The organism is Pseudomonas sp. LBUM1671 (assembly GCF_059695685.1).
The window spans coordinates 2,109,481-2,135,133 of sequence record NZ_CP166782.1; the positions used below are offsets into that span (position 1 = coordinate 2,109,481).

Genomic DNA, 25,653 nt, shown 5'->3' on the forward strand with positions numbered 1-25,653 from the left:
AACCTGTGGGAGCGGGCTTGCCCGCGAAGGCGATCTACCAGGCGCCGCAGATTTCAGCGCTTCTCCAGCTTATCCGGTAACGGCGCAAACAACGCTTCAATATCATCGCTCTGCAACTTCCAGTCCCCGGTCTTGCGCCCATCCAGCACACCCGCCGCCAGGTCGGATTTTTCCTTTTGCAGGTGCTGAATCTTCTCTTCCACCGTGCCGCGAGCAATCATCTTGTAGACGAACACCGGCTTCTCCTGGCCGATGCGATACGCCCGGTCGGTCGCCTGATTTTCCGTCGCCGGGTTCCACCACGGATCGTAGTGGATCACCGTATCCGCCTCCGTCAGGTTCAAACCGACACCGCCTGCCTTCAAGCTGATGAGGAAGATCTGACGCTTGCCGCTCTGGAAGTCCTTCACCGGCGCCCGTCGGTCCCGGGTCTGACCCGTGAGCAACGCGTATTCAACACCGCGCTTCTTCAGTTCAACTTCGATCAGCGCCAGCATCGAGGTGAACTGTGAAAACAGCAAAATCCGCCGACCTTCCTCAAACAACTCATCCAGCATTTCCATCAGGCTATCGAGCTTGCCCGAGGTGCTGCCGCGCGTCGGCAGTGCGGCATCGTTGACCAAGCGTAAATCGCAGCACACCTGGCGCAGCTTCAGCAGCGCTTCAAGAATGATGATCTGGCTGCGCGCCACGCCTTTGCGGGTGATCTCGTCGCGGACTTTCTTGTCCATCGCCAGGCGCATGGTTTCATACACATCGCGTTGGGCTTCGTTGAGTTCGACCCAATGGATGATTTCGGTCTTGGGTGGCAACTCCGTCGCGACCTGTTCCTTGGTTCTGCGCAACAGGAACGGTTTGATCCGACCATTGAGGTGCTGAAGTCTGACTTCACTGGCGCGCTTTTCAATCGGCACGCGGTAATCGCGGTTGAAGCTTTTGACGTCGCCGAGCCAGCCGGGCAACAGGAAGTGAAACAGCGACCACAGTTCGCCCAAGTGGTTTTCCAGCGGCGTACCACTCAGGCACAGACGCTGACGCGCATTCAACTCGCGGGCCGCCTGGGCAGCCTTGCTGTTGGGGTTCTTGATGTATTGCGCTTCATCCAGCACCAGCACGTGCAGAGGCTGAGCGGCCAGACGTTCGACGTCCTTGGGCAGCAGCGCATAGGTGGTGAGGATCAGGTCGTAATCGGCCAGATGGTCGAAATGCTTTTTGCGACTGGCGCCGTACAGCGCCAGCACGTTGAGTTGCGGCGTAAAGTGCGCCGCTTCGTCGAGCCAGTTCGGGATCAGGCTGGTGGGCATCACCACCATGCACGGCCGGTCGAGGCGCCCGGCGATTTTCTCGCTGAGAATATGCGCCAGGGTCTGTAGGGTTTTACCCAGACCCATGTCGTCCGCGAGAATGCCGCCGACTTCCAGTTGCCGCAACGATTGCATCCAGCTCAGGCCTTCCAGCTGATACGGGCGCAAGATTGCGTTCAAACCTTCGGGGGCCGTCGCGGTGTAATCCTTGATGTCCCGCAGGCGCTGGGCAAACGTGCGGATCTGCTCGCCACCTTCCCAAAGCAGCGGCATGCCTTCCAACGGGTTCAGGCGTGTCGCGTCGGCCTTGCTCAGGCGCAGCGTGGTTTCGCCGGGCTCTTGCAGGTAGAACTCGCCAAGGGTCGCCAGCACCGGTTTCAACCGGCCGAAGGGCAGGGCGACCTGCAAGGGGCCGTACTCGGAATTCGGGCGGTTGGGGATGTTCACCAGAATCAGTTCGTCGTCACGCCGCCGGGCGAGGCGTTCCGGATTGAGGATTTCGGTGTGGGAGCGCATCAGGTTCAGCAGGATCGGCAGCAAGCTCAGGCGCTCGCCGTTGACGATGATCCCCAGCTCCAGATCAAACCAGTCGCGCTCCGGCGCCTGTTCGACGGTGGCATACCAGTCGTCCACCGCGGTCAGGTCGAAGCCGAAATCTTCGTCGATCTGCAGCTCCCAGCCTTGAGTGCGCAGCTTTGGCAGTTCGTTGAGGGTGAAGGTCAGCCAGGCGCTGTCGTTGACCATCTCATAGAGTTCGCCGGCACTTTCCGGCAAGGCTTTGCTTTGGCGGGTAGCGACTTTGAAACCGAGGATTCGCAGCTGTTCCCTGTAGGTCTGTTCGACTTCCGGGTGGCGTTTTATCCGCAGCGTCTGGGTTTCCTGACGAATCAGGACGTCGGCGTTCTTCTGCCCGGAAACGTATTCATCGAGATAACTGAAAGACAGCGCCGCACGGTGCTGGATGTAGCGCTGCATCTTGCCGTTGCGCGGTTCGAAGGCGCTGAATTCGATGCTCGCCAGCCACAGGCGCGGCACCGGTTGCACGTTATCCACAAGCACTTGGGGCGGCGCCTTCGGACTGCGGTTTTCCAGCACGGCCTGAAGTTTTTCCAGCAGTTCGGCGTCTTGTGCGGCGGCGGGGTAGGCCAGGGTTTCTTGCACCTTCAGCAGCACGGCCGCGCAATGTTTGCAGTTGGCGTGAACCGGGCACGTGCACGTGGCGTCGACCATCAGCAAGGTCGCTTTGGCTGACTCGCGCAGGCGGATGGTCTGACGGTAAACGTTACCGCCAGAGCCCTCGCAAGCGGCGATGATCGTGGCGTCGCCGGCCTCGACGATCCTGACGCGGTTTTCCAGTGCGTAGCGACGGCCACGCTCCAGGCTCTGTTCCTTGAATCGGCTGACCCAGGAAGGTGCCAGGGGTTTGCTCAGGGTCGCTGACATAAGGACTCAATCAGTCCGGAATTTCATCGGGGACTGGCCGAGGTGCCGGGGCGGTCAGCGAAGTGATCTTGATCAGCAGGCCAAGGTGGCCGTTGTCGAGGAAATTCAGCTGGCCGTTCTTGGTGTGGCTTTCCTGCTTCAGGCGTTCGCTGGCGGTGACCATGCCGTTGGCGTCGATCTGGTTGACCCAGAAGTCGGCGTCGACGTCGGTGAACCGCCCCAGTTTCAAGCTCAACGTGCCCTCGATCGGGAATTGGCCAAATTGTTCGGTGCCTTCGCTGATCGCGACTTTAGTGGCTTCTTCACCGAGCGGTTGCTGCCACGCCTTGTGCAGCAACACCGAGTACTCATTGCTGGCGGTGAGCTTTTCCACTTCGGGATTCAGGCTCGGTGTGCGAAAGCTGTCGGGGCTGATGCGCTGGGCGCCGGCCGCCCAGTCTTCCGGGGCGGCTTTGCTGACAATGGCAGGCACGGCGTTTTGCCGAACCAGGATCATTTCAACCTGGTACAGGTCATCGGCAAATGCCATTGGGGCGACCAGGGTGGTCAGCAAAGTCAGTAAACGAAACAGGCGCATGCGGCGTCCTTCAAGCAGTTTTCGGAATGAGGCACTCAAGCAGCGCCTCTACAGTATTAAAGCGCTCTTGCGGGCTTTCCATCGGGACCATGAATTTAAACATCGTGGCACCTTCGAATTTGTAGCGTTTGGGCTGGCCCTGGATCAGTTTGATCAGGGTCAGCGGGTCGACAGGCGTCTGCGCCGCGAACTCGATCCGGCCGCCTTGCGGGCCACCGTCGACTTTCTTGATGCCCAGCAGTTCGGCTTGCAACTTCAACGCCGTGATGCGCATCAGGTTCTTGGTCGGCTCCGGCAGCAGGCCGAAACGGTCGATCATCTCCACTTGCAGGTCCTTGAGGCCTTCCTCATCGGTGGCCGAGGCAATGCGTTTGTAGAGAATCAGACGGGCGTGCACGTCCGGCAAGTAGTCTTCCGGAATCAGCGCCGGGACGCGCAAATTGACTTCCGGACCACCGCCCAGCGGCTGATCGAGGTTCGGTTGTTCGCCCTTGCGGATCGACTTCACCGCGCGCTCGAGCATTTCCATATACAGGGTGAAGCCGACGGCCTGGATCTGCCCGCTCTGACCGTCGCCCAGCAATTCGCCGGCGCCACGGATTTCCAGGTCGTTGGTGGCGAGCACGAAGCCCGCGCCGAGGTCCTGGGTGTTCGCGATCGCTTCCAGACGCTTTTCCGCGTCCGGGGTGATCTGCTGACGCGGCGGCGTCAGCAAATAAGCATAAGCCTGGTGGTGACTGCGACCGACGCGGCCGCGCAATTGGTGCAACTGCGCCAGGCCGAATTTGTCGGCACGCTCGATGATGATGGTGTTGGCGCTCGGCACGTCGATGCCGGTTTCGATGATGGTCGAGGCGATCAGCACGTTGAAACGCTTGTGGTAGAAGTCGCTCATCACCTGTTCGAGTTCGCGTTCGCGCATCTGCCCGTGGCCGATGCCGATCCGCGCTTCCGGCACCAGTTCGGCGAGGTCGGCGGCGCATTTCTCGATGGTCTTCACGTCGTTGTGCAGGTAGTAGACCTGACCGCCACGCAGCAACTCACGAAGCAGGGCCTCTTTGACCGTGCTTTTGTTCTGCTCCATGACGAAGGTCCGCACCGACAGGCGACGGGCCGGCGGCGTGGCGATGATCGACAGGTCGCGCATGCCCGACACCGCCATGTTCAGCGTGCGCGGAATCGGCGTGGCGGTGAGCGTGAGGATGTCGACTTCACTGCGCAGGGCCTTGAGTTGTTCCTTCTGACGAACACCAAAACGGTGCTCTTCGTCGATGATCACCAGCCCGAGGTTTTTGATCTTCACATCATCTTGCAGCAGCTTGTGTGTGCCGATGACGATGTCGATCTTGCCTTCGGCCAGATCCGCAACCGCGGCGTTCACTTCCTTGGTCGACTTGAAGCGGCTCATCACTTCCACGCTCACCGGCCAGTCGGCGAAGCGGTCGCGGAAGCTGTTGTAATGCTGTTGGGCGAGCAGGGTGGTCGGCACCAGAATCGCCACCTGACGACCACCGTGCACCGCGATGAACGCCGCGCGCATCGCCACTTCGGTCTTGCCGAATCCGACATCGCCGCAGACCAGGCGATCCATCGGCTTCGGGGCGAGCATGTCGGCACGGACCGCATCGATGGTGGTCTGCTGGTCCGGGGTTTCTTCGAACGGGAAGCCGGCGCTGAACGTCGCGTAATCGGCTTTCGGGTCTTCGAAGGCATAACCTTCGCGAGCGGCGCGACGGGCATAGATGTCGAGCAATTCGGCGGCGACGTCGCGCACCTGTTCGGCGGCTTTGCGTTTGGCTTTCTGCCAGGTTTCCGAGCCGAGGCGGTGCAGCGGGGCCAAGGCGTCATCGCTACCGGTGTAACGCGCAATCAGGTGCAGGTTAGCCACCGGCACGTAAAGCTTGGCGCCTTCGGCATATTGCAGCGTGAGGAACTCGGCGGCTTGATCGTCGATTTCCAGGGTCGCAAGCCCGAGGTAGCGACCGACGCCGTGATCGATATGCACGACCGGCGCGCCTTCGCGCAGCTCGGTAAGGTTTTTGATCACTGCGTCATTGTTGGCGTCGGCGCGTTTTTCGCGGCGACGACGCTGCATCACGCGCTGACCGAACAACGGGCTTTCGGCCACCAGCGCCAGGGCCGGATTGTCGAGCACCAAGCCCTCGTCGAGCGGTGCGATGGTGATCGCCAGGCGCTCCTTGCTCGCGACAAAGTCCGGCCAGCTGTCGACGGTTTTCGGCCGCAGCTTCAGGCGTTCGAGCAATTCCAGCAGCACTTCACGGCGGCCCGCAGACTCGGCGGTGAACAATACGCGGCCGGGGAACTCGTCGAGGAAGCCGGCCAGCGCCGCCAATGGCTGGGTAGCCTTGGCTTCGATGGCCAGGTTCGGCAGTTCGCGCGCCGGGAAGCGCTCGCGGCCGACGCCGGTTTCCACGTCCTGTTGACTGGCCACCACACGCGGCCAGTTCTTCAAGCGGGCAAAGCAGTCTTCCACCGGCAGGAACAGCTCGGCCGGTGGCAATAAAGGACGGGAAGGATCGACGCGGCGCTCTTCATAGCGGTTGCGCACATCGTTCCAGAAGTTTTCCGCCGCTTGCTCGATGCCCGGCAGGGAAAACACTTGGGTGTCCTGGGGCAGGTAATCGAACAGCGTCGAGGTTTCGTCGAAGAACAGCGGCAGGTAGTACTCGATACCGGCCGGCGTGATCCCGCTGCTCAAATCCTGGAAGATCGGGCAGCGACGGAAGTCGACATCGAAACGCTCACGGAAGCGCGCCTTGAAACGGGTGACCGCGTCTTTCTGCAGTGGGAATTCCCGCGCGGGCAACAGGCGAACGGTGTCGACTTTATCGATGGAGCGCTGGTTTTCCGGATCGAAGGTACGCAGCGTCTCAATTTCGTCGTCGAACAGGTCGATACGGAAGGGCAGTTTGCTGCCCATCGGGAACAGGTCGATCAGCGAGCCGCGGACGGTGAATTCGCCGTGTTCGTACACCGTGTCGACGTAGCGATAGCCGCTGGCTTCAAGTCGGGTGCGCATCTGCTCGACGTCGAGCTTCTGGCCAACGTCCAGCACCAGGCTGCTGCCGAGCAGGAACTTGGTCGGCGCCAGGCGGTGCAGCGCGGTGGTGATCGGCACGACCAATACGCCATGACTCAGCTCCGGCAACCTGTACAAGGCTGCGATGCGCTGGGAAATGATGTCCTGGTGTGGCGAAAACAGATCGTAGGGCAGGGTCTCCCAGTCCGGGAAATGCAATACGGGCAAATCCGGGGCGAAGAAACTCAGCTCCTGTTCCAGCCGTTCGGCACTTTGGCTGTCGGCGGTCAGCAGCAGGGTAAAGCGCTTGGCAGCGCTGGCAGCCTCGGCAATGGCCAGGCTCAGGGCGGCACCGGGCAGGTTGCCCCAGTGCTGTTTACCTGCCGCGGCAGGGAGAAGCGGTAGACGCAGAACGGGCACGGAAGGTTGAGCTCCAAGCGTTGCGACAAAGTCGGTAATTGTAGCGGCCCCGGGTGCCGCCTGTCAGTTGCAGATGTGTCTATTACGCCGGTTTGGCGAAATGTAGTGGTAAAGACAAAATCCGCCGGTTTTTTGCTGAAAATTGATGATTATGTAGTGGCAAAACGACCGAGTGTTACGGAGGGTTACGGATAAGACAGCGGTGTCTCCAAAAAATTGACTGCGCTGAAAGCCACGGTTTTACTGGGCTTTAGCGGTGCGTAATTTTTTTGAACAGGAATTTGTTACGGATCGCGCGACAGGCGCGCATTGCTACGAGAGGCACTCGGCGGCATAATGTAGCCCCTTTTTTCTGCCCCTACATGTGGAAGGTTCCCGTGACTCAGAAGCCCGACCAGTGTCTTGGTGAATGGATCGACCGTGAAGCACTCGCAGAAGCGATGATTCCGCTTATCGGTCAGCTCTACCGCAATAACAATGTGGTGAGCTCGATCTATGGCCGCAGCCTGATCAATCGTTCAGTCATTGCGATTCTCAAAGCTCACCGCTTTGCTCGTCATCGTCAGTCCGATGACAGCGAATTGTCCGTCCACGAAACATTCCCGCTGCTCAAGGCGATGAGCGAGCTCAAGCTCGGCGCCGCTTCGGTTGACTTGGGCAAGCTTGCCGTCAAGTTCAAGGCCGAAGGCAATGGCCGCACTGCCGAGCAGTTCGTTCGCGAAGAACTGGCTGACGTCGTTGGTCAGCAAAACGTTGCCGCTCGTAAAGGCACCGACGTTGTCCTGTACGGCTTCGGTCGTATCGGTCGTCTGCTGGCGCGCATCCTGATCGAGAAAACCGGTGGTGGCGACGGCCTGCGTCTGCGCGCCATCGTTGTCCGCAAGGGCGCCGAGAACGATCTGGTCAAGCGTGCAAGCCTGCTGCGTCGTGACTCGGTTCATGGTCCGTTCGATGGCACCATCACCATTGATGAAGTCAACAACACCATCACCGCCAACGGCAACCTGATCCAGGTTATCTACGCGAAAAACCCGACTGAAGTGGATTACACCCAGTACGGCATCAAAGACGCGCTGCTGGTGGACAACACCGGTGTATGGCGTGACGCCGATGGCCTGGGCCAGCACCTGACTTGCCCGGGTATCGATCGCGTTGTTCTGACCGCGCCGGGTAAAGGCAAGCTGAAGAACATCGTTCACGGCATCAACCACGGTGAAATCACCGCTGATGACAAGATCGTGTCGGCCGCTTCCTGCACCACCAACGCCATCGTGCCGGTACTGAAGGCTGTCAACGACAAGTTCGGCATCATCAATGGCCACGTCGAAACCGTTCACTCGTACACCAACGACCAGAACCTGATCGACAACTTCCACAAAGGCGATCGCCGTGGCCGTAGTGCCGCGCTGAACATGGTGATCACCGAGACCGGTGCTGCCACCGCTGCTGCCAAGGCTCTGCCTGAACTGGCCGGCAAGCTGACCGGTAACGCGATCCGCGTTCCGACGCCAAACGTGTCGATGGCCATTCTCAACCTGAACCTTGAGAAAGCCGCTACCCGTGAAGAGATGAACGATTACCTGCGCTACATGGCGTTGCACTCCGATCTGCATAAGCAAATCGACTACGTCAACTCGCAGGAAGTGGTTTCCACCGACTTCGTTGGCTCGCGCCACGCAGGCGTTGTGGACGCTGAAGCGACCATCACCCAAGACAACCGCGTTGTTCTGTACGTTTGGTACGACAACGAATTCGGTTACAGCTGCCAGGTGGTTCGTGTGATGGAAGACATGGCCGGTGTAAACCCGCCAGCATTCCCGCGCTAAGCCTTAGCTGCACATGAAAACGCCCCGACTTTGGTCGGGGCGTTTTTGTTTGTGTGTCTGTCAGGTCTTTGTTGCCAGCACCCGCCTCATCGCTAGCAGGCTAGCTCCCACAGGGGACTTGTGAACGCTACACATCCAGTGTGGGAGCTAGCCTGCTAGCGATGGCGATCTATCAAGCGCCGCCAGCCACAGAAGCCTGCGCAGTCCGCAGTTCATGCCGATTGCCTTTGAACAACACCAGCGTCGCGATCAACCCCAACACCGCCGCGCCACTGAGCCAGATCCCCGGTGCCGCTTTGTTGTCCAGCACATGGATCAGGTACGTGCACGCCGCCGGTGTAAACCCGCCGAACGTTGCAGTCGCCAGGCTGTAGGCCAACGAGAAACCAGTCGTACGAACTTCCACCGGCATGATCTCGGTCAGCGCCACGACCATGGCGCCGTTGTACGAGCCGTACAGGAACGACAGCCACAACTCGACAATCAGCAAATGGCTGAAGCTCGGGTTTGCCACCAGCCACGACAGGGCAGGGTAGGCCGTGAGGATCGCCAGAATGGTCGCCGTCAGCAGTAGGGGTTTACGCCCGATTTTGTCGGACACAGCACCCATCACCGGCAACCAGAAGAAGTTCGACAGGCCGATGCACACTGTCACCAACAACGCATCCAGATCGGACAGGTGCAGTTCGGCTTTGCCAAAGGTCGGGGTGTAGGCAGTGATCAAGTAGAACGACACGGTGGTCATCACCACCAGCGCCATGCCGGCGATGACGATGCCGAAGTTCTGACTGATCGAGCGGACCACGTCGCGCAGGGTAGGCCGGTGTTTGCGCGCCTGGAACTCCGGGGTTTCTTCCAGCGAACGACGAATCACGAAAATCACCGGCACGATCATGCAGCCGATCAGGAATGGCACGCGCCAGCCCCAGTCACCCATCTCTTCCGGGCTGAGCCAATGGTTCAAACCGACGCCGAGCAGACCGGCGAACACCACTGCGGCTTGCTGGCTGGCGGACTGCCAACTGACAAAGAAGCCCTTGCGGCCCGGGGTGGAAATCTCCGCCAGGTACACCGAGACACCGCCCAGTTCCACGCCGGCCGAGAAGCCTTGCAGCAGTCGGCCGAACAACACGAGCAACGGCGCGGCGACGCCGAGGGTGGCGTAACCCGGCACGCAGGCAATCAGCACCGTACCGGCCGCCATCATCGCCAGGGTGATGATCAAGCCTTTGCGGCGGCCATGACGGTCGATGTAGGCGCCGAGGAAAATCGCACCCAGTGGGCGCATCAGGAAGCCGGCACCAAAAGTGGCCAGCGACAACATCAGGGAGGCGAACGCGCTGTCGGCAGGGAAGAAGGTTTTGGCAATGGCCGTGGCGTAAAAGCCGTAGACCATAAAGTCGAACATTTCGAGAAAGTTACCGCTGACAACGCGAAAAATCGCTTTGCCTTTGCTCGTATTGGAAGACATTTTCAGGTACTCACGCTGGTAAATCTTGCTTGAAACGCTGGGCCTGAGGGAGCGAGCAGGTTCGCTCCCTCAGATTTTGCGTCTTACTGACGGGCACTGGCAGACCTCGCTCCCATGCGCTCTGAGGCCCATAATGGCGGGCGCGGTTTTGAGGGGAGATGAAGATTTGTTAACTGGACGGTGGGGTGGACTTGTGGTGCTGGCCGGCGTTTTGTCCGGTTGTGGCAACGGCGACAGCCTGGAACGCTTCGACGGCCCGACCATGGGCAGTCGTTATTCCATTCAATACGCAAGACATTCCTCCACGCCCGGGCCGAAAGCGGTGCAGGCCGAAGTAGAAAAAATCCTCGCCGACGTCGATCAGCAAATGTCGACTTATCGCAGCGACTCCGACATCGAGCGCTTCAACGACTTGCCTGCCAATCGCTGTCAGAAAATGCCAGCCTCAATCCTCAAACTGGTACGCGTCGGCGAGCAACTCTCAGAACAAAGCGAAGGCTCCTACGACCTGACGGTGGAACCGTTGCTCAACCTTTGGGGTTTCGGCCCGCAGGCCCGCGAGGAAAAAGTCCCCGCAGCTCAAGCGCTCGCCGAAGTAAGGCAGCGGGTCGGCTACCAGCACCTGCGCATCGACCGCGATCAGCTGTGCAAGGATGCCGCCGTCGAAGTCGACTTCAACAGCATCGCCGCCGGTTACGCCGTCGACACCATTGCCGAAAAACTCGAAGCGATGGGAATCCACAACTACCTCGCCGAAGTCACCGGGGAGCTGAAGGCTGCGGGCAAAAAGCTCGATGGCTCAGCCTGGAAGATCGCGCTGGAAGAACCCCGCGACGACCAGCAAGTGGCCGAACGCATCATCGCCATCGACGGCTACGGTCTGTCCACCTCCGGCGACTACCGCAATTATTTTCAGCAGGACGGCAAGCGCTATTCCCACACCTTCGATGCCCGCACTGGTGCGCCGGTCTCGCACACCCTGGCATCAGTCACGGTGATTAATCCTTCCGCGTTAATGGCCGATGGCTTATCGACGCTGTTGCTGATTCTCGGCCCGGAGCGCGGTTGGGACTACGCAGAAAAACACGATATCGGCGCATTTTTTGTGATTCGTGCCGATACAGGTTTCGTCACACGAACCAATCAGGCTTTTGAGCGCCTCAGTGGTGGTAAAACCAAATGATTGCGGCGATCAGCGCATTGAAGACTGGCGTTGTAGTGCAGGCAAAACTAGCCTACGACGCGACCAAGGGTTAATGTGCCCGGCGTTGACGCTTCTATAGACTGTGTCCGGGTTCTGCATTGGCCCCAAATTGTTCCTTCACGCCACAGATCGGCGTGATTTAGCCGCAGGTGCCGAGGGCGCCGCGGCCTGTTCTGAGGAGTACGCATGGCTGTCTACAACTACGACGTGGTGGTACTGGGTTCCGGCCCGGCGGGAGAAGGCGCGGCAATGAACGCCGCCAAAGCAGGGCGCAAGGTGGCGATGGTCGATAGCCGTCGCCAGGTCGGCGGCAACTGCACCCACCTGGGTACCATCCCGTCCAAGGCACTGCGTCACTCGGTCCGGCAGATCATGCAGTTCAATACCAACCCGATGTTCCGGGCGATTGGTGAGCCGCGCTGGTTCTCGTTCCCGGACGTGCTGAAAAGCGCAGAAAAAGTCATTTCCAAACAAGTCGCCTCGCGCACTGGCTACTACGCCCGTAACCGCGTCGACGTGTTCTTCGGCACCGGCAGCTTCGCCGACGAGCAAACCATCGAAGTGGTCTGCGCCAACGGCGTGGTCGAAAAACTGGTGGCCAAGCACATCATCATCGCCACCGGTTCGCGTCCTTATCGCCCGGCGGACATCGATTTCCATCACCCGCGTATCTACGATAGCGACACCATCCTCAGCCTCGGCCACACCCCGCGCAAACTCATTGTTTACGGCGCTGGTGTGATCGGTTGCGAGTACGCGTCGATCTTCAGTGGCCTGGGTGTACTGGTCGAACTGGTGGACAACCGTGGTCAGTTGCTGAGTTTCCTGGACTCGGAAATTTCCCAGGCCCTGAGCTATCACTTCAGCAACAACAACATCACGGTTCGCCACAACGAAGACTACGACCGCGTCGAAGGCGTGGACAACGGCGTGATCCTGCACCTCAAGTCCGGCAAGAAGATCAAGGCCGACGCCTTGCTCTGGTGTAACGGCCGTACCGGCAACACCGATCAGCTGGGCCTGGAAAACATCGGCGTGAAGGTCAACAGCCGTGGCCAGATCGAAGTCGACGAAGCCTACCGCACCTGCGTACCGAACATTTACGGCGCCGGTGACGTGATCGGCTGGCCGAGCCTGGCCAGTGCCGCGCACGACCAGGGTCGTTCGGCCGCTGGCAGCATCGTCGATAACAATAGCTGGCGCTTCGTGAATGACGTGCCGACCGGCATCTACACCATTCCGGAGATCAGCTCGATCGGCAAGAACGAGCAGGAGCTGACCCAGGCCAAGGTGCCGTACGAAGTGGGCAAGGCGTTCTTCAAGAGTATGGCGCGTGCACAGATTGCCGGCGAGCCTCAGGGCATGCTGAAAATCCTGTTCCACCGCGAGACCCTGGAAGTGCTGGGCGTTCACTGCTTCGGTTATCAGGCGTCAGAGATCGTGCACATCGGCCAGGCGATCATGAGCCAGCCGGGCGAATTGAACACCTTGAAGTACTTCGTCAACACGACGTTCAACTACCCGACCATGGCCGAAGCCTATCGGGTAGCGGCGTACGATGGCCTCAACCGGCTTTTTTGAGCGGCTCCGGCCGGTGGCCTGAGCCGGCCGGGGAGACCGATTTCAGCAACTCTCGAGGGTGGCGCTGGCCAAACCGGGAAAGTCTGTAATCAGGCTGTCAACGCCGAAGTCGGCGAGTCTGCGCATCAGCGCGGGCTCGTTGACTGTCCACACCGACACATGCAACCCCTGACGCTGCGCCTTCTGCAGGCGTTCCGGCGTACACAGGGTCCAGTTCAGCGCCAGAATCTCACAGCCATAACTTTGCGCGACCTTCAACGGGTCCAGCCACGCATACTCGGCCACCAATCCACGGGACACGTCCGGCACCAGGTCGAGCGCGGCTTTCAGTACTTCACGTGAGCTCGACGTGATCGTGACCTTGTCGAGCAGGCCGAAACGCTGGGCCATTTCGCGAATCGCCAGCACGGTCGTCGCGGCGCGGGTGCGTGAAGCGCTTTTGACTTCCAGCTGCCAGTGCTCGAAATCGCATTTCTCGAACAGTTCTTCCAGCGTTGGGATCGGGCAGGGCTTGATCCAGCCCGGACCGCCCTTGCGTGCGTCGTAGGTCACCAGTTCTGCCGCCGTGTGCTCGACGACCTTGCCGCGTCGGTCGGTAGTGCGTTTGAGCGTCGGGTCGTGGATGACCATCAACTCGTTGTCCATGGACAGGTGCAGGTCCAGTTCGCAGCGGCGCACGCCGTGCTTGAGGCATTGCTGAAAACTGGTCAGCGTGTTTTCCGGTGCTTCGCCCTTGGCGCCGCGATGGCCGTAGATGAGAGTCACGGTTCTTCCTTAAATTAAATGCCTGATTCGTTTTCGCGGGCCAGACGTCGTTCCTGGGCCTGCTTCTGCAAAATGTAGCGGGCGAGCAATTGGCGCTGCGCGTCGGTCGGGTATTCGAACTCGGTGCCGACGTCGTAGGCACCCGCCTTGCGATCGCAATGCGTGACCTTGGCCCGCAGCAACAGGCCGAGGGCTTGCGGCATCAGTACCAGCTTGACCGACAGGTGCGCGCCCACGGCGATGGGTGTCGGGTATTGAAAGTCGATGCCGCCTTCGGAAATGATCACCGGCTGCGGCTCGCCGATCTGCCCGAGCACGGTGATGGCGATCACCTGGCTCAGCAGATCGATGCGTTTGTTCTGGGATTTCAGGAACGCTGCGAGGTTGCGGTCGCGCTCACTGATCTGGCGCAGCAGGTGCTGCGACTCGAATTCGCTCAGGTGCAGTTCGCTGAGCAAGTTGAACAGAGGGGAAGCATCCTGCAACACTTCCTGGCCTGCAGCTTCGGGAGCGGACAGGGGCCGAATTTCCAGTGCGATCGTGTCCTCGATACGGTAGTATTCGCGGCGATCTTCTTCATCTAATGTCGACATGGCGAACCCATGGTAGCGGCGGTGGTCTGAGTGTAAAGCTGGTTATCGACCCCCGCCACAAGGACGTTCCTTTTCCCTCCGAACAAGCCCCGACATGTTCAGACCTCTCTTCGTATTTATTGGCACGCGTTATACCCGTGCAAAGCGTCGCAATCATTTTGTGTCGTTCATTTCCCTGACCTCAATGATCGGACTCGCCCTCGGCGTGGTCGTGATGATCGTCGTGCTGTCGGTCATGAACGGCTTCGATCATGAGATGCGCACCCGCGTGCTGGGCATGGTGCCCCACGCGACCATCGAGTCCGGTGAACCGATCAGCGACTGGCAAAGCCTGGCCGCCAAGGTCAAGCAGAACCCGCAGGTGACGGCCGTGGCGCCGTTCACCCAGATGCAGGGCTTGCTAACCAACAACGGCAAGGTCTCCAAAGTCCTGCTCAATGCCATCGACCCTGCGCTGGAACGCCAGGTCTCGATCATTGATAACTTCATGCAGCAGGGCAAACTCGACGACCTCACGCCAGGCAGCTTCGGCATCGTCATCGGCGACAAGGCTGCCGCGAAGCTCGGCGCGGCCATCGGCGACAAGCTGACGTTCGTGGCGCCGGAAGTCACCGTCACCCCGGCCGGGATGTTCCCGCGCATGAAACGCTTTACTGTGGTCGGCATCTTTCATGTCGGCGCCGGTGAGATCGACGGCTATCTGGGCGTGACGAACCTGCAGGATCTGGCAAAGTTGCATCGCTGGATACCGGATCAGGTCCAGGGCATCCGCCTGAAGTTCGACGACCTGTTCCAGGCCCCGCGCACGGCGTGGAACATCGCCCAGCAACTTGGCGAAGACCATTTCTATGCCCGGGACTGGACACGCACCCATGGCAATCTGTATCAGGCGATCCGCATGGAAAAAGCCATGATCGGCCTGCTGTTGCTGCTGATCGTCGCCGTCGCCGCGTTCAACATCATTTCTACACTGGTGATGGTGGTGAACGACAAGAAGGGCGACATCGCGATTCTGCGCACCCTGGGCTCCACGCCGGGGCAGATCATGGCGATCTTCATGGTCCAGGGCACGGTCATTGGCGTGATCGGTACGCTGATCGGCGCCGTGGTCGGGATTTTCGCCGCGCTGAACGTCAGCGCCGCTATCTCAGCCCTCGAAGGGTTGATCGGCCATAAGTTCCTCAACGCCGACGTCTACTTCATCGATTACCTGCCGTCGCAAGTGCAGAGCCAGGACGTATTGATGGTCTGCGCCGCCGCGTTGGTCCTGAGTTTCCTCGCCACCCTGTATCCAGCCTGGCGTGCCGCGCGCACCCAGCCTGCGGAGGCGCTACGTTATGAGTGAGTTGGGTATGAGTGATAAAGCAATCTTGAGCTGCCGCGACCTGGGCAAATCCTACGAGGAAGGCCCGGAGTCGGTAGAAGTGCTGGCCGGCCTGCAACTGGAGTTGCATCCGGGTGAGCGCGTGGCAATTGTCGGCACCTCGGGTTCGGGCAAAAGTACTTTGCTCAACCTGTTGGGCGGTCTCGACACGCCGACCAAGGGCAGCGTCTGGCTCGACGGCGAAGAGTTGTCGGCCCTGAGCGAGAAGAATCGCGGCCTGCTGCGCAACCGGTCGCTGGGTTTCGTTTACCAGTTCCACCATTTGCTGCCTGAGTTCACCGCGCTGGAAAACGTCTGCATGCCGCTGCTGATCGGCAAGACCGCGATCCCGGAAGCGCGTCAGCGTGCGACCGCGTTGCTGGAGCGGGTAGGGCTGGGCCATCGCCTGGAGCACAAACCGGCCGAACTGTCCGGCGGCGAACGTCAGCGTGTGGCCATCGCCCGCGCGCTGGTGAACAAGCCAGGCCTGGTGATGCTCGACGAGCCGACCGGCAACCTCGACTCCCACACCGCCCAGGGCATTCAGGATTTGATGCTGGAACTCAGCACCTCGATGCGCACGGCGTTCCTGGTGGTGACTCACGACATGAACCTGGCCCGCCAGATGGATCGCGTCCTGCATTTGCAGGAAGGTTGCCTGACGCCCATCTGATTGACCGAAACCCGACGTGTGAAGAACGCGTCGGGTCTTTTATTTTTATACGGTGCCCCAGCGAATGTTCAGACCGTTATCGATCTTTATCGGCACGCGCTATACCCGCGCCAAGCGTCGCAATCGCTTTGTTTCCTTCATCTCGATGACCTCGATGATCGGCCTCGCCCTCGGTGTGCTGGCGATGATCGTGGTGCTGTCGGTGATGAACGGCTTCCAACGCGAGATGAGCTCGCGCATCCTCGGCATGGTGCCGCACGCGACCATCGTTGGCGTGAAGCCGATCGACGATTGGCAGCCCGTGGCCGCCGCCGCGATGAAAAATCCGGAAGTCACCGCTGCTGTGCCGTTCACCGAGATGGAAGGCATGCTCTCCTATAAAGGCACGATGCAGCCGATCCAGGTCAGCGGTGTTGATCCGGCGCTGGAAGGCAAGGTCTCTATTGTCGCCAAGCACATTGTTCAGGGCCGTCTCGATGCCTTGAAACCGGGCGAGTTTGGCGTGGTGATCGGCGAAATCACTGCGCGACGTTTCCGCTTGAACGTCGGCGACAAGATCACTCTGATCGTGCCGGAAATCAGCAGCGCACCGGGGGGCATCACCCCGCGCATGCAGCGGCTGAATGTGGTCGGCGTGTTCAAGGTCGGCGCCGAGCTGGATGGCTCGATGGCGCTGATCCACGTCGCCGATGCCGCGCAGATGCAGCACTGGGAACCGAATCAGGTGCAGAGCGTGCGTTTGGCGGTGAAGGATTTGTACGCGGCGCCGAAGGTCTCCAGTGATGTTGCCAGCGGGCTGGGCACTGCTTACAGGGCTGACGACTGGACCCACACCCAGGGCAGCCTGTTCAGTGCGATGAAGATGGAAAAAACCATGATTGGTCTGCTGTTGCTGATGATCGTCGCGGTGGCGGCGTTCAACATCATCGCAACGCTGATCATGGTGGTGAACGACAAGGGCGCGGACATCGCGATCCTGCGCACCATCGGCGCGACACCGCGGCAGATCATGGCGATCTTCATGGTGCAGGGCACGGTGATCGGGGTTGTCGGCACCTTGATCGGTGGGGTGCTCGGCGTGATTGCGGCGTTGAACGTCAGTGAGTTGGTGGGCTGGATGGAGCGGGTCAGTGGCCAGCACATCTTCAGTTCCGACGTGTATTTCGTCAGCAACCTGCCTTCGGAACTGCAGGGTGGGGATGTGCTGTTGATCTGCTCGGCGGGGTTCGTCTTGAGCTTCCTGGCGACGGTATACCCGGCTTGGCGTGCGGCGAAGATCGAGCCGGCTCACGCGTTGCGTTATTCGTAAGCCGTTACACCGTCATCGCGGGCAAGCCTCGCTCCTACAGGTTTTTGGGCCGTTCACAATATTGTGATTCAACTCGGTCACTGTGGGAGCGAGCCTGCTCGCGATGGGGCCAGAACTGCTGGCCTCAATCCCCCTTCGGCAACTCAATCACAAACCGCGTCCACCCATTCTCCGATTCACATCGAATCTGTCCACCATGGGCACGAATGATCGACTGCGTAATCGCCAAACCCAACCCCGCATGTTCACTGCTGCCTTCCTGGCGCGCCGGATCACCCCGATAAAACCGGTCAAACAATCGCGGCAGCAACGCCGCATCAATGCCTTCGCCACTGTTCTCAACCGTTAAGCTCAAGCCGTTGACCTGATCGACAATCCGCACCCGAACCTCGCCATCAGCGGGCGTAAACCGCATCGCGTTATCCAGAAGATTCGACAGCGCACGCCGCAACATGCTGCGGTCGCCCGCCATCCGCGCGCAGCCGTCACGGCTCATTGTCACCCGGGCGTCTTCCGCCAACGGCGCAAAGAACTCCAATAACACATCCGCTTCTTCTGCCAGTTCCAGGGATTCGTGCTTGGGCGTCAGCAAACCATGGTCAGCCTTGGCCAGGTACAGCATGTCGTTGACCAGTTGCGCCATCCATTGCAGTTCTTCGAGGTTGCTGTGCAGCGCTTCGCGATAATCCTCTATCGGCCGAGGGCGGGTGAGGGTGACCTGGGTGTGGGTCAGCAGGTTCGACAGTGGCGTGCGCAGTTCATGGGCGATGTCAGCGGAAAACGCCGAAAGACGTTGAAACGAGTCGTCGAGGCGTCCGAGCATGGCGTTGAAGCTGTGGGCCAATTCCGTGAGCTCCGACGGCATATTCGCTTCGGGCAGCCGGGCATTGAGCGATTGTGCCGATACGCCGCTGGCAATCGCACTCATACGCCGCAACGGGCGCAAGCCACTGCGCGCCGCCCACGCACCGAGCAGCGCGGTGGCCAGCGCTGACAAACCGACAGTCAGCCAGATCAGGTGCTGCATGCGTTGAAGAAAGTGCTGGTGATGGGTGATGTCCAGCAGCAAGGTCAGTTGTGGTGAATCGGGGCGGTCGACAAATAACGGCGCATTCAGCACGCGATAATCGGTGCCGTCATCGTTCAGCGTGGATAAACCCGGTTTTTGCGGGGTTTTTTGCGGTAGCCGCGCCGAGCTGTCATACCAGCGCTGGCCATCGCTGCCGGTGATTCGCAGCGACAGATCCGCCTGCTGGCTCAGCTCGTCAGCCAGTTTGACTTCGCTTTCACTCGACTGAATGTCGTGCAGCGCCCGACGCAAACCAATCAACTTGCCCTCCAGCAACTGCTGGTCGAGCTCAATGAAGTGCGCCTCACTGGCGCGACTGAACAATACTCCGGCAAACAATGAAACCACGGCGGTACAGGCCGCAAACAGCAGCGCCAGACGGCTGCTCAGCGAAAGTCGACGCATCAGGCAGGGCGCTCTTCAAGGACATAACCCATGCCGCGCACGGTATGAATCAGCTTGTTGGGGAACTCATCGTCGACCTTCAGGCGCAAACGGCGGATCGCGACCTCGATGACATTGGTGTCGCTGTCGAAATTCATGTCCCAGACCTGGGAGGCGATCAGCGATTTGGGCAACACTTCGCCCTGGCGCCGCAGGAGCATTTCCAGCAGCGCGAATTCCTTGGCTGTCAGGTCGATGCGCTGACCGCCTCGCTCTACCCGGCGGCGGATCAAATCCATGCGCAAGTCGGCCAGTTGCAGGCTGGTTTCCTGCGGCGAAGCACTGCCACGTCGCAACAAGCTGCGGACCCGCGCCAGCAATTCGGAGAAGGCGAACGGCTTGACCAGATAATCGTCGGCGCCGAGTTCGAGGCCGTGGACTCTGTCCTCCACCGCATCTCGCGCCGTCAGAAAAAGTACCGGCGTATCGAGACCGGAGCCGCGTACCGCTTGCAGAATTTGCCAGCCATCGCGGCCCGGTAGCATCACATCAAGGATCAACAGCGCGTAATCGCCACTCAACGCCAGTTGTTGCCCGGTATTGCCGTCGGCCGCCAGCTCGGTGGTGAAACCGGCCTCGGTCAGGCCCTGGCGCAGGTAGTGGCCGGTTTTCGGTTGGTCTTCGACGATCAGCAGTTTCATGGGCGACTCGAGGCAAATGGAACGAACGCTTTATACCGTGGGCAACGGTGGTACAGGCCAACCTGACACAGTTGTAATCTGGCTGTCAGGTTGCGGGCAGTGGCGACAGTTTAGAGTTTTCCACAGGCTGAACCTTATCTTGTTGGAGTACGACTATGTTTTTGCGCAAACCTTGGGTGCTGGCCGCGTGCTTGTTGGCACTGAGCGCGCCGGTGTGGGCATCACCGGCGCCTACCTACGATTTCGGTCAACCGGCCCCGGCGGCCAAGGCGACCCGCAGTGTCGAGGTGATGATGGGCGACATGTCGTTCACCGCCAAGGCGATTGATATCAAGGCCGGTGAGACGGTTCGTTTTGTGTTGGTGAATAAAGGCCAGTTGCTGCATGAATTCAACCTCGGCGACGCAGCGATGCATGCCCGGCATCAGCAGGAAATGTTGAAGATGCAGCAGAGCGGCATGCTCACGCCTACAGGCATGAAGGAAATGGACCACGGTTCGATGGCGGGCATGGATCACGGAATGATGAAGCATGATGACCCGAACAGCGTCTTCGTCGAACCGGGTAAAACCGCCGAGCTGACCTGGACCTTCACCAAGGCCACGAACCTGGAATTTGCCTGCAATATTCCCGGCCACTATCAGGCAGGCATGGTCGGCAAACTGACTGTCAGTCAGTAAGCACTCAAAGGCGGGCGCAAAGGCTGGTAGAATCCGCTGATTCTTCAGTCAGGTTTCCGCCATGCATCCCGCAGCCGAACACTCGCCGCTGGGCAAATCCAGCGAATACATCGCCACCTATACGCCGTCCCTGCTGTTCCCGATCCCGCGCACTGCGAAATGGGCCGAGTTGGGCCTGACGGCGCAGACCCTGCCCTACAAAGGTGTGGACTTCTGGAACTGCTTCGAGCTGTCGTGGCTGTTGCCGTCCGGCAAACCGGTGGTGGCGATTGGCGAATTCAGCATCCCGGCGGATTCGCCGAACATCATCGAGTCGAAGTCGTTCAAGCTGTACCTGAACTCGTTGAACCAGACGCCTTTTGCCGACACCGCGACCCTTGAAGCGACGCTGGTGGAAGACCTGTCGGCCGCTGCCGGCAAGCCGGTTGGTGTGCGAATTCGTAGCCTCAAGGATGTTGAAGCCGAAGGCGTTGTGGCGTTGCCGGGCGTGTGCATCGATGACCTGGAAATCAGCGTCAGCAACTACGAGCATCCGCGTCCGGAGCTGCTGCGTTGCGACGATTCGCGCATTGTCGAAGAGAGCGTGCACAGCCATTTGCTCAAATCCAACTGCCCGGTCACCAGCCAGCCGGACTGGGGCAGCGTAGCGGTGGAATACCGTGGCGCGGCGCTGGATCACGCGAGTCTGCTGGAGTACATCGTGAGCTTCCGTCAGCACTCGGACTTCCATGAACAGTGCGTGGAGCGGATTTTTCTCGACTTGCAGCGGTTGCTGAAACCGGAAAAGTTGACGGTCTATGCGCGGTATGTGCGGCGTGGTGGGCTGGACATCAACCCGTATCGCAGCACTGAAGACGTGCAATTGCCGAACCATCGGTTGGTCCGCCAATAAAGCCCGCTCCCACAAGGGAAAGCATTTCCTAGAAATGAAAAAGCCCCGCTAGCGATAGCGGGGCTTTTTTGCATCTGGAGGGTTCAGATCCCCATGTTGGCCAAGGCTTGCACGATGTTGCGCAAGGTGCCAGCAAGGGTAGGGTGTTCAATTTCGAAGCGCTCGACGGCCAGGTTCACATTGTCGGCGAGGCTGGAGTCCTGGGTTTTGGTTTCGATCTCGAGCTCCAATTCGATCTGTTGCATCAGCGCGTGCAGGTCTTCGCGCTCGGCTTCCGTCAGGGGCGGATTCTGTTCCAATTGCTCGCGCAGAGTATTGAGCTGTTCTTGCAGTTCGCGGGCAGGCATGGCGTTCTTCCTTTTATCGATAGGCACTGGCATAGACCGCAGCAGCGCGCCAAAGGTCTATGGCTTGCCTTTAGATTAATCCACTCCTGTGCAACGTGCATGATCTCGATCAGGGCTTTTCGCCCTTGAGCCGACGCAGGCTGATGTCGGCCAGGCAGGTATCGAGTTCGCCCAAGTGATCGATCACCGAATGTACGCCCAGACTGAACAGCTGCACGGTCGCTTTACCGCGCCGATGCTCGCGTTCCTTTTGGCTCAAGGCCTGCCATGCGCTGGGTGCCAACCCGCAAAGCGAGCCGCAGGACGCCAGGCCGATCGTCCACAGCCCGGCGTTCAGTCCCGATTGCAGCAATCGCGGTTCGCCGCTGACCAGCACGCAACCGTCCAGTCGTTGGACATTCAAGGCCATCAAGGCTTGCCAACAGGCGTTCGGGGCCGGCCAAGGATTGATTGTTGCGTGGTGTTGCGAGGGTTTGATCCATGCAGGCAGGGCGCCGGCCAGCGAATGGCTGAGGGCGGGGGACAACTCGTCCAGCCAGGCACAAGGAATCTGCTGACGCTGCAAGCTGTTCAGGCTGTCCAGCGCGCCAGGTGTGAGCTCGGCATGTTCGAGCGTGTGAGCATCGTTCTGGCGTATCCGGGCGCCGAAGTCCACCAGGCAACCGCTGAGCCCGAACAATACGGCGGTCAGGCTGGGTGCAGCGAGGGGCAAGGCTTCGGCGTGCGGCATATCAACGTCCCTGAAATAGCGACAAGCCTATGCGTTGCCGGTGACAGTTGAGTGACACTGATATGAAGCGCTCTCAATCAGGGTGAATCATCCACAGGCCAATGCGCGCGAGGCTGCCCTAAATCGGCTTTTCCGTCTTATACTAGCCAGCTTATCGCCTGGGCCAAGTGCCCATGTCAGTACAATCCAAGGAGTTTTCTATGCGCTGGAGCAATCGTCTAGCTCAGCTTAGTGTGTGTGCCAGCGTGTTGCTGGTTCCGTTTGCAGCCCAGGCCGCCACGGAAGAAGACCCTTGGGAAAGCGTCAATCGTCCTATCTTCCAGTTTAATGATTTCGTCGACACCTATGCACTGAAGCCAATCGCTCAGGGCTATCAGTTCGTGACGCCGCAGTTTCTGGAAGACGGGATTCACAACATGTTTCGCAACGTCGGTGATGTCACCAACCTTGCCAACAACGTCCTGCAGGTCAAACCGGCAGCCGCGGGCGTAGACACGGCGCGACTGATCTTCAACACCACCTTCGGCTTGCTGGGCTTCTTCGATGTCGGCACGAAGATGGGCCTGAATCGTAGCGATGAAGACTTCGGTCAGACGCTCGGCTACTGGGGTGTGGGCAGCGGCCCGTACGTCATGCTGCCACTGTTGGGTCCAAGCACGTTGCGTGACGCACCCTCCAAGTACGTCGACGGCTACACCGGCCCGTACCGCTATATCAACGACGTGCCCGTGCGTAACTCGATCTTCGGCCTGAACATCGTCGATACCCGCGCCAGCTTGCTGTCGAGCGAGAAGTTGATCACGGGCGACAAGTACACCTTCATCCGCAATGCGTACTTGCAGAACCGCGAGTTCAAAGTCAAAGACGGCCAGGTCGAAGACGATTTTTGATCTCGACCGGTAAATGAAGAAGGCGGCCAATCGGCCGCCTTCTTTCGTTTGGGTCAGGGCTTATTTCATCTTCAAGATTGTAAGCCCGAGTTTCTGACTGCCACCGTCCTGTTCCTTTACCCAGACCACTTCGGTGTCGGCTTCAAGGCCTTTGAGCGCGGCGTGGTCGGAATCGATGCGCACGTTGATCCGGTCACCGACCTTGAACAGGCGGGGTGCCTCGACCTGCATGCCGCTGCTGGAAAGGTCGATGCAGACGGCTGGCACCTCATCACCTTCGTGAATCAGCGACACATCGGCATCGACCCGCATGCGGATGAAATCGCGCTTTTCGCTGTAGTCCCGATCGGTTTGGCTCATGAGCTTCATCCTTCCATTGGGTTACGGATTTGCCTGTTCTTATAACTCCCGGTGATTTGACAAGTAAAGACGTCAAGCGACCATCGGCGTGAGCTTGAAACGCCCCGCGGATGGGAGTACCGTCTGCGCCTTAGAAGGGCACCTCTGGTGTACCTGTGTGTAGGGCAAATGCCCGATAACGGTGCGACAGAGAGGCTAGAAAGCGAATCCAGTAGTGTGAGCCGGGTTAAACCCCGTGCCTGCTACGCCAACCTAATTCTGGCGCCGTTTGCCCACATGCCAAAAACCAGTGCCACGCTGCTGATAATCGATGATGACGAAGTAGTGCGCGCGAGCCTCGCGGCCTACTTGGAAGACAGTGGTTTCAGTGTCCTGCAGGCCAGCAATGGTCAGCAGGGTCTTCAGGTATTCGAGCAAGACAAGCCCGACTTGGTCATCTGCGATCTGCGCATGCCGCAGATGGGCGGACTCGAACTCATTCGCCAGGTCACGGAGCTGTCGCCGCAAACCCCGGTGATTGTGGTTTCGGGTGCCGGCGTGATGAACGACGCGGTCGAGGCTTTGCGCCTGGGCGCGGCGGACTACCTGATCAAGCCTCTCGAGGATCTGGCTGTGCTCGAGCATTCTGTGCGCCGGGCCCTGGATCGCGCGCGTCTGCTGCTGGAAAACCAGCGCTACCGCGAGAAGCTGGAAAAGGCCAACCGCGAGCTCGCCGCCAGCCTGAACCTGCTCCAGGAAGACCAGAACGCCGGTCGCCAGGTGCAGATGAACATGCTGCCGGTCAGCCCCTGGACCATCGACGAGTTTCAGTTTGCCCACCAGATCATCCCGTCGCTGTACCTGTCGGGTGATTTCGTTGACTACTTTCGGGTCGACGAGCGTCGGGTAGCCTTCTACCTGGCGGACGTTTCCGGTCATGGCGCCTCTTCAGCCTTCGTCACCGTGCTGCTGAAATTCATGACCACGCGCCTGCTGTTCGAATCCAAGCGCAGCGGCACATTGCCGGAATTCAAGCCTTCAGAGGTCCTTGGTCATATCAACCGGGGCCTGATCAGTTGTAAGCTGGGTAAACACGTCACAATGGTCGGTGGAGTCATCGACGAGGAGACAGGTTTGTTGACCTATAGCATCGGTGGTCATTTGCCGTTGCCTGTGTTGTACACGCCAGACAGTGTTCGTTATCTGGAAGGACGTGGTCTGCCGGTGGGCCTCTTTAATGAAGCCACCTATGAAGACCACGTGCTGGAACTGCCGCCGACGTTCAGCCTGACGCTGATGTCCGATGGCATTCTGGACCTTTTGCCAGAACCTACACTCAAAGAAAAAGAAGCGGCTTTGCCCCAGCGGGTCAAGGCAGCGGGCGGCAGCCTGGATGGTCTGCGGCAGGTTTTTGGATTGGCCACGCTAGGGGAGATGCCGGATGATATCGCCCTGTTGGTGTTGAGCAGGAATCTTTGATGAGTACCGGTAGAATCCAGTTCGCCGAGCAGGATGGCACCTTCGTCCTGAAGTTCGTCGGTGAAGTTCGCCTGACCCTGTGTTCGGCGTTGGATGCGACTATTGAGCGGATCTTCACCGCGTTGAACTTCAACGCGATCGTGATCGACCTGACCGAAACCCGCAGCATCGACAGCACCACCCTTGGCCTGCTGGCCAAACTGTCGATCCTGTCGCGGCAAAAGGTCGGCTTGCTGCCGACCGTCGTCACCACCCACGAAGACATCACCCGTCTGCTGCAGTCCATGGGCTTCGAGCAAGTGTTCAACATCGTTGACCGCCCGATCCCGTGCCCTGAGTGCCTGACCGACTTGCCAGACCAGGATCAGTCCGAAGAAGTGGTGCGGATCAAAGTGCTTGAGGCACACAAAATACTCATGGGGCTGAATGACTCCAATCGTGAAGCGTTCCATGACCTGGTGAATGCCCTAGAGCGCCACTAATCTCTATGTGGCGAGGGAGCTTGCTCCCGCTGGGCTGCGAAGCGGCCCCAAAATCTACGCATAAAAAAGGGCGAACCCGTTAAGGTTCGCC

The 25,653-nt window shown here is 59.6% G+C and carries 22 protein-coding genes; 11 read left to right on the forward strand and 11 right to left on the reverse strand.

The window, feature by feature from the left end; genetic code table 11:
- Window positions 1–53: 53 nt before the first annotated feature.
- The 3 genes from ACA060_RS09615 to mfd are packed head-to-tail and all read right to left on the reverse strand — an operon-like array spanning window position 54 to window position 6,784.
- On the reverse strand, window positions 54–2,747 hold the full coding sequence (locus tag ACA060_RS09615; RefSeq protein ID WP_497316840.1) for an SNF2-related protein: 2,694 nt from the start codon (window positions 2,745–2,747) through the stop codon (window positions 54–56).
- A gap of 10 nt (window positions 2,748–2,757) precedes the next feature.
- The gene (locus ACA060_RS09620; RefSeq protein ID WP_109628990.1) at window positions 2,758–3,324 is read right to left on the reverse strand and encodes a CsiV family protein; all 567 of its coding nucleotides are present in this window, start codon (window positions 3,322–3,324) and stop codon (window positions 2,758–2,760) included.
- A 10-nt stretch (window positions 3,325–3,334) separates the two neighbouring features.
- Window positions 3,335–6,784 carry a transcription-repair coupling factor gene (gene mfd / locus ACA060_RS09625; RefSeq protein WP_497316842.1) on the reverse strand — a complete coding sequence of 1,150 codons (3,450 nt, stop codon included), beginning with the start codon at window positions 6,782–6,784 and terminating at the stop codon, window positions 3,335–3,337.
- 362 nt (window positions 6,785–7,146) lie between these two features.
- Between mfd and ACA060_RS09630 the strand changes: the two genes are divergently transcribed.
- Window positions 7,147–8,610 carry a glyceraldehyde-3-phosphate dehydrogenase gene (locus tag ACA060_RS09630; protein ID WP_497316844.1) on the forward strand — a complete coding sequence of 488 codons (1,464 nt, stop codon included), beginning with the start codon at window positions 7,147–7,149 and terminating at the stop codon, window positions 8,608–8,610.
- A gap of 172 nt (window positions 8,611–8,782) precedes the next feature.
- On the opposite strand, the gene ACA060_RS09635 is transcribed toward ACA060_RS09630, so the two are convergent.
- Window positions 8,783–10,081, reverse strand: a complete 1,299-nt coding sequence (locus ACA060_RS09635; RefSeq protein WP_497316845.1) for an MFS transporter — start codon at window positions 10,079–10,081, stop codon at window positions 8,783–8,785.
- Between the two features lie 133 nt (window positions 10,082–10,214).
- On the opposite strand from ACA060_RS09635, the gene ACA060_RS09640 reads away from it, so the two are divergent.
- Both ACA060_RS09640 and sthA read left to right on the forward strand, forming a co-directional pair.
- The gene (locus ACA060_RS09640) at window positions 10,215–11,264 is read left to right on the forward strand and encodes an FAD:protein FMN transferase (protein WP_497316846.1); all 1,050 of its coding nucleotides are present in this window, start codon (window positions 10,215–10,217) and stop codon (window positions 11,262–11,264) included.
- A 207-nt stretch (window positions 11,265–11,471) separates the two neighbouring features.
- Window positions 11,472–12,866, forward strand: coding sequence for a Si-specific NAD(P)(+) transhydrogenase (sthA, locus tag ACA060_RS09645; protein WP_007907752.1), 1,395 nt, complete (start codon window positions 11,472–11,474; stop codon window positions 12,864–12,866).
- A 42-nt stretch (window positions 12,867–12,908) separates the two neighbouring features.
- On the opposite strand, the gene ACA060_RS09650 is transcribed toward sthA, so the two are convergent.
- Together ACA060_RS09650 and ACA060_RS09655 are read right to left on the reverse strand one after the other, a co-directional pair.
- Window positions 12,909–13,631 (reverse strand): glycerophosphodiester phosphodiesterase, encoded by a 723-nt coding sequence (locus ACA060_RS09650; protein WP_497316847.1) that lies wholly within the window; start codon window positions 13,629–13,631, stop codon window positions 12,909–12,911.
- 14 nt (window positions 13,632–13,645) lie between these two features.
- A complete protein-coding gene (locus tag ACA060_RS09655) occupies window positions 13,646–14,224 on the reverse strand; it encodes a PilZ domain-containing protein (RefSeq protein WP_109629003.1) in 579 nt (192 codons plus the stop codon).
- A gap of 94 nt (window positions 14,225–14,318) precedes the next feature.
- Here ACA060_RS09655 and ACA060_RS09660 point away from each other — a divergent pair, with 94 nt between their 5' ends.
- From ACA060_RS09660 to ACA060_RS09670, 3 genes are all read left to right on the forward strand, one after another.
- Window positions 14,319–15,569 (forward strand): lipoprotein-releasing ABC transporter permease subunit, encoded by a 1,251-nt coding sequence (locus ACA060_RS09660; protein ID WP_497316849.1) that lies wholly within the window; start codon window positions 14,319–14,321, stop codon window positions 15,567–15,569.
- A 7-nt stretch (window positions 15,570–15,576) separates the two neighbouring features.
- Window positions 15,577–16,260, forward strand: a complete 684-nt coding sequence (gene lolD, locus ACA060_RS09665) for a lipoprotein-releasing ABC transporter ATP-binding protein LolD (protein ID WP_178082290.1) — start codon at window positions 15,577–15,579, stop codon at window positions 16,258–16,260.
- A gap of 64 nt (window positions 16,261–16,324) precedes the next feature.
- Window positions 16,325–17,569 (forward strand): lipoprotein-releasing ABC transporter permease subunit, encoded by a 1,245-nt coding sequence (locus ACA060_RS09670; RefSeq protein ID WP_497316851.1) that lies wholly within the window; start codon window positions 16,325–16,327, stop codon window positions 17,567–17,569.
- Window positions 17,570–17,693: 124 nt separating this feature from the next.
- Here the strand turns inward: ACA060_RS09670 and ACA060_RS09675 are convergent, their stop codons facing one another.
- Window positions 17,694–19,043 carry a heavy metal sensor histidine kinase gene (locus ACA060_RS09675; RefSeq protein WP_497316853.1) on the reverse strand — a complete coding sequence of 450 codons (1,350 nt, stop codon included), beginning with the start codon at window positions 19,041–19,043 and terminating at the stop codon, window positions 17,694–17,696.
- Complete coding sequence (locus ACA060_RS09680) at window positions 19,043–19,723, reverse strand: heavy metal response regulator transcription factor (RefSeq protein ID WP_497316855.1); 681 nt, start codon at window positions 19,721–19,723, stop codon at window positions 19,043–19,045. The genes ACA060_RS09675 and ACA060_RS09680 overlap by 1 nt, the downstream gene beginning before the upstream one ends.
- A 155-nt stretch (window positions 19,724–19,878) precedes the next feature.
- Between ACA060_RS09680 and copI the strand changes: the two genes are divergently transcribed.
- A complete protein-coding gene (gene copI, locus ACA060_RS09685; RefSeq protein ID WP_497316857.1) occupies window positions 19,879–20,403 on the forward strand; it encodes a copper-resistant cuproprotein CopI in 525 nt (174 codons plus the stop codon).
- Window positions 20,404–20,464: 61 nt separating this feature from the next.
- Window positions 20,465–21,295 carry an NADPH-dependent 7-cyano-7-deazaguanine reductase QueF gene (queF, locus tag ACA060_RS09690; protein WP_497316859.1) on the forward strand — a complete coding sequence of 277 codons (831 nt, stop codon included), beginning with the start codon at window positions 20,465–20,467 and terminating at the stop codon, window positions 21,293–21,295.
- 83 nt (window positions 21,296–21,378) lie between these two features.
- Here queF and ACA060_RS09695 read toward each other — a convergent pair whose 3' ends face one another.
- Window positions 21,379–21,642 (reverse strand): DUF4404 family protein, encoded by a 264-nt coding sequence (locus ACA060_RS09695; protein WP_109629019.1) that lies wholly within the window; start codon window positions 21,640–21,642, stop codon window positions 21,379–21,381.
- Between the two features lie 109 nt (window positions 21,643–21,751).
- Window positions 21,752–22,372, reverse strand: a complete 621-nt coding sequence (pcrP, locus tag ACA060_RS09700; RefSeq protein ID WP_497316861.1) for an HAD superfamily inactivated hydrolase PcrP — start codon at window positions 22,370–22,372, stop codon at window positions 21,752–21,754.
- 200 nt (window positions 22,373–22,572) lie between these two features.
- Here pcrP and ACA060_RS09705 point away from each other — a divergent pair, with 200 nt between their 5' ends.
- Window positions 22,573–23,262, forward strand: a complete 690-nt coding sequence (locus ACA060_RS09705) for an MlaA family lipoprotein (protein ID WP_109629023.1) — start codon at window positions 22,573–22,575, stop codon at window positions 23,260–23,262.
- Between the two features lie 60 nt (window positions 23,263–23,322).
- Here the strand turns inward: ACA060_RS09705 and ACA060_RS09710 are convergent, their stop codons facing one another.
- Window positions 23,323–23,622 (reverse strand): PilZ domain-containing protein, encoded by a 300-nt coding sequence (locus ACA060_RS09710; protein WP_109629025.1) that lies wholly within the window; start codon window positions 23,620–23,622, stop codon window positions 23,323–23,325.
- A 276-nt stretch (window positions 23,623–23,898) separates the two neighbouring features.
- Here ACA060_RS09710 and rssB point away from each other — a divergent pair, with 276 nt between their 5' ends.
- Window positions 23,899–25,080 carry a two-component system response regulator RssB gene (gene rssB / locus ACA060_RS09715; protein WP_010456296.1) on the forward strand — a complete coding sequence of 394 codons (1,182 nt, stop codon included), beginning with the start codon at window positions 23,899–23,901 and terminating at the stop codon, window positions 25,078–25,080.
- Window positions 25,080–25,562 (forward strand): anti-sigma factor antagonist RssC, encoded by a 483-nt coding sequence (rssC, locus tag ACA060_RS09720; RefSeq protein ID WP_007935262.1) that lies wholly within the window; start codon window positions 25,080–25,082, stop codon window positions 25,560–25,562. The genes rssB and rssC overlap by 1 nt, the downstream gene beginning before the upstream one ends.
- Window positions 25,563–25,653: the final 91 nt, after the last annotated feature.

What these genes read in the sequence shown, in the direction of transcription:
- ACA060_RS09615 (WP_497316840.1), bottom strand. Translation starts at nt 2,747, where the DNA reads ATGTCAGCGACCCTGAGCAAACCCCTGGCACCTTCCTGGGTCAGCCGA.
- ACA060_RS09620 (WP_109628990.1), bottom strand. Translation starts at nt 3,324, where the DNA reads ATGCGCCTGTTTCGTTTACTGACTTTGCTGACCACCCTGGTCGCCCCA.
- ACA060_RS09630 (WP_497316844.1), top strand. Translation starts at nt 7,147, where the DNA reads ATGTGGAAGGTTCCCGTGACTCAGAAGCCCGACCAGTGTCTTGGTGAA.
- ACA060_RS09635 (WP_497316845.1), bottom strand. Translation starts at nt 10,081, where the DNA reads ATGTCTTCCAATACGAGCAAAGGCAAAGCGATTTTTCGCGTTGTCAGC.
- ACA060_RS09640 (WP_497316846.1), top strand. Translation starts at nt 10,215, where the DNA reads ATGGCGGGCGCGGTTTTGAGGGGAGATGAAGATTTGTTAACTGGACGG.
- sthA (WP_007907752.1), top strand. Translation starts at nt 11,472, where the DNA reads ATGGCTGTCTACAACTACGACGTGGTGGTACTGGGTTCCGGCCCGGCG.
- ACA060_RS09655 (WP_109629003.1), bottom strand. Translation starts at nt 14,224, where the DNA reads ATGTCGACATTAGATGAAGAAGATCGCCGCGAATACTACCGTATCGAG.
- ACA060_RS09660 (WP_497316849.1), top strand. Translation starts at nt 14,319, where the DNA reads ATGTTCAGACCTCTCTTCGTATTTATTGGCACGCGTTATACCCGTGCA.
- lolD (WP_178082290.1), top strand. Translation starts at nt 15,577, where the DNA reads ATGAGTGATAAAGCAATCTTGAGCTGCCGCGACCTGGGCAAATCCTAC.
- ACA060_RS09670 (WP_497316851.1), top strand. Translation starts at nt 16,325, where the DNA reads ATGTTCAGACCGTTATCGATCTTTATCGGCACGCGCTATACCCGCGCC.
- ACA060_RS09675 (WP_497316853.1), bottom strand. Translation starts at nt 19,043, where the DNA reads ATGCGTCGACTTTCGCTGAGCAGCCGTCTGGCGCTGCTGTTTGCGGCC.
- ACA060_RS09680 (WP_497316855.1), bottom strand. Translation starts at nt 19,723, where the DNA reads ATGAAACTGCTGATCGTCGAAGACCAACCGAAAACCGGCCACTACCTG.
- copI (WP_497316857.1), top strand. Translation starts at nt 19,879, where the DNA reads ATGTTTTTGCGCAAACCTTGGGTGCTGGCCGCGTGCTTGTTGGCACTG.
- queF (WP_497316859.1), top strand. Translation starts at nt 20,465, where the DNA reads ATGCATCCCGCAGCCGAACACTCGCCGCTGGGCAAATCCAGCGAATAC.
- ACA060_RS09695 (WP_109629019.1), bottom strand. Translation starts at nt 21,642, where the DNA reads ATGCCTGCCCGCGAACTGCAAGAACAGCTCAATACTCTGCGCGAGCAA.
- pcrP (WP_497316861.1), bottom strand. Translation starts at nt 22,372, where the DNA reads ATGCCGCACGCCGAAGCCTTGCCCCTCGCTGCACCCAGCCTGACCGCC.
- ACA060_RS09705 (WP_109629023.1), top strand. Translation starts at nt 22,573, where the DNA reads ATGCGCTGGAGCAATCGTCTAGCTCAGCTTAGTGTGTGTGCCAGCGTG.
- ACA060_RS09710 (WP_109629025.1), bottom strand. Translation starts at nt 23,622, where the DNA reads ATGAGCCAAACCGATCGGGACTACAGCGAAAAGCGCGATTTCATCCGC.
- rssB (WP_010456296.1), top strand. Translation starts at nt 23,899, where the DNA reads ATGCCAAAAACCAGTGCCACGCTGCTGATAATCGATGATGACGAAGTA.
- rssC (WP_007935262.1), top strand. Translation starts at nt 25,080, where the DNA reads ATGAGTACCGGTAGAATCCAGTTCGCCGAGCAGGATGGCACCTTCGTC.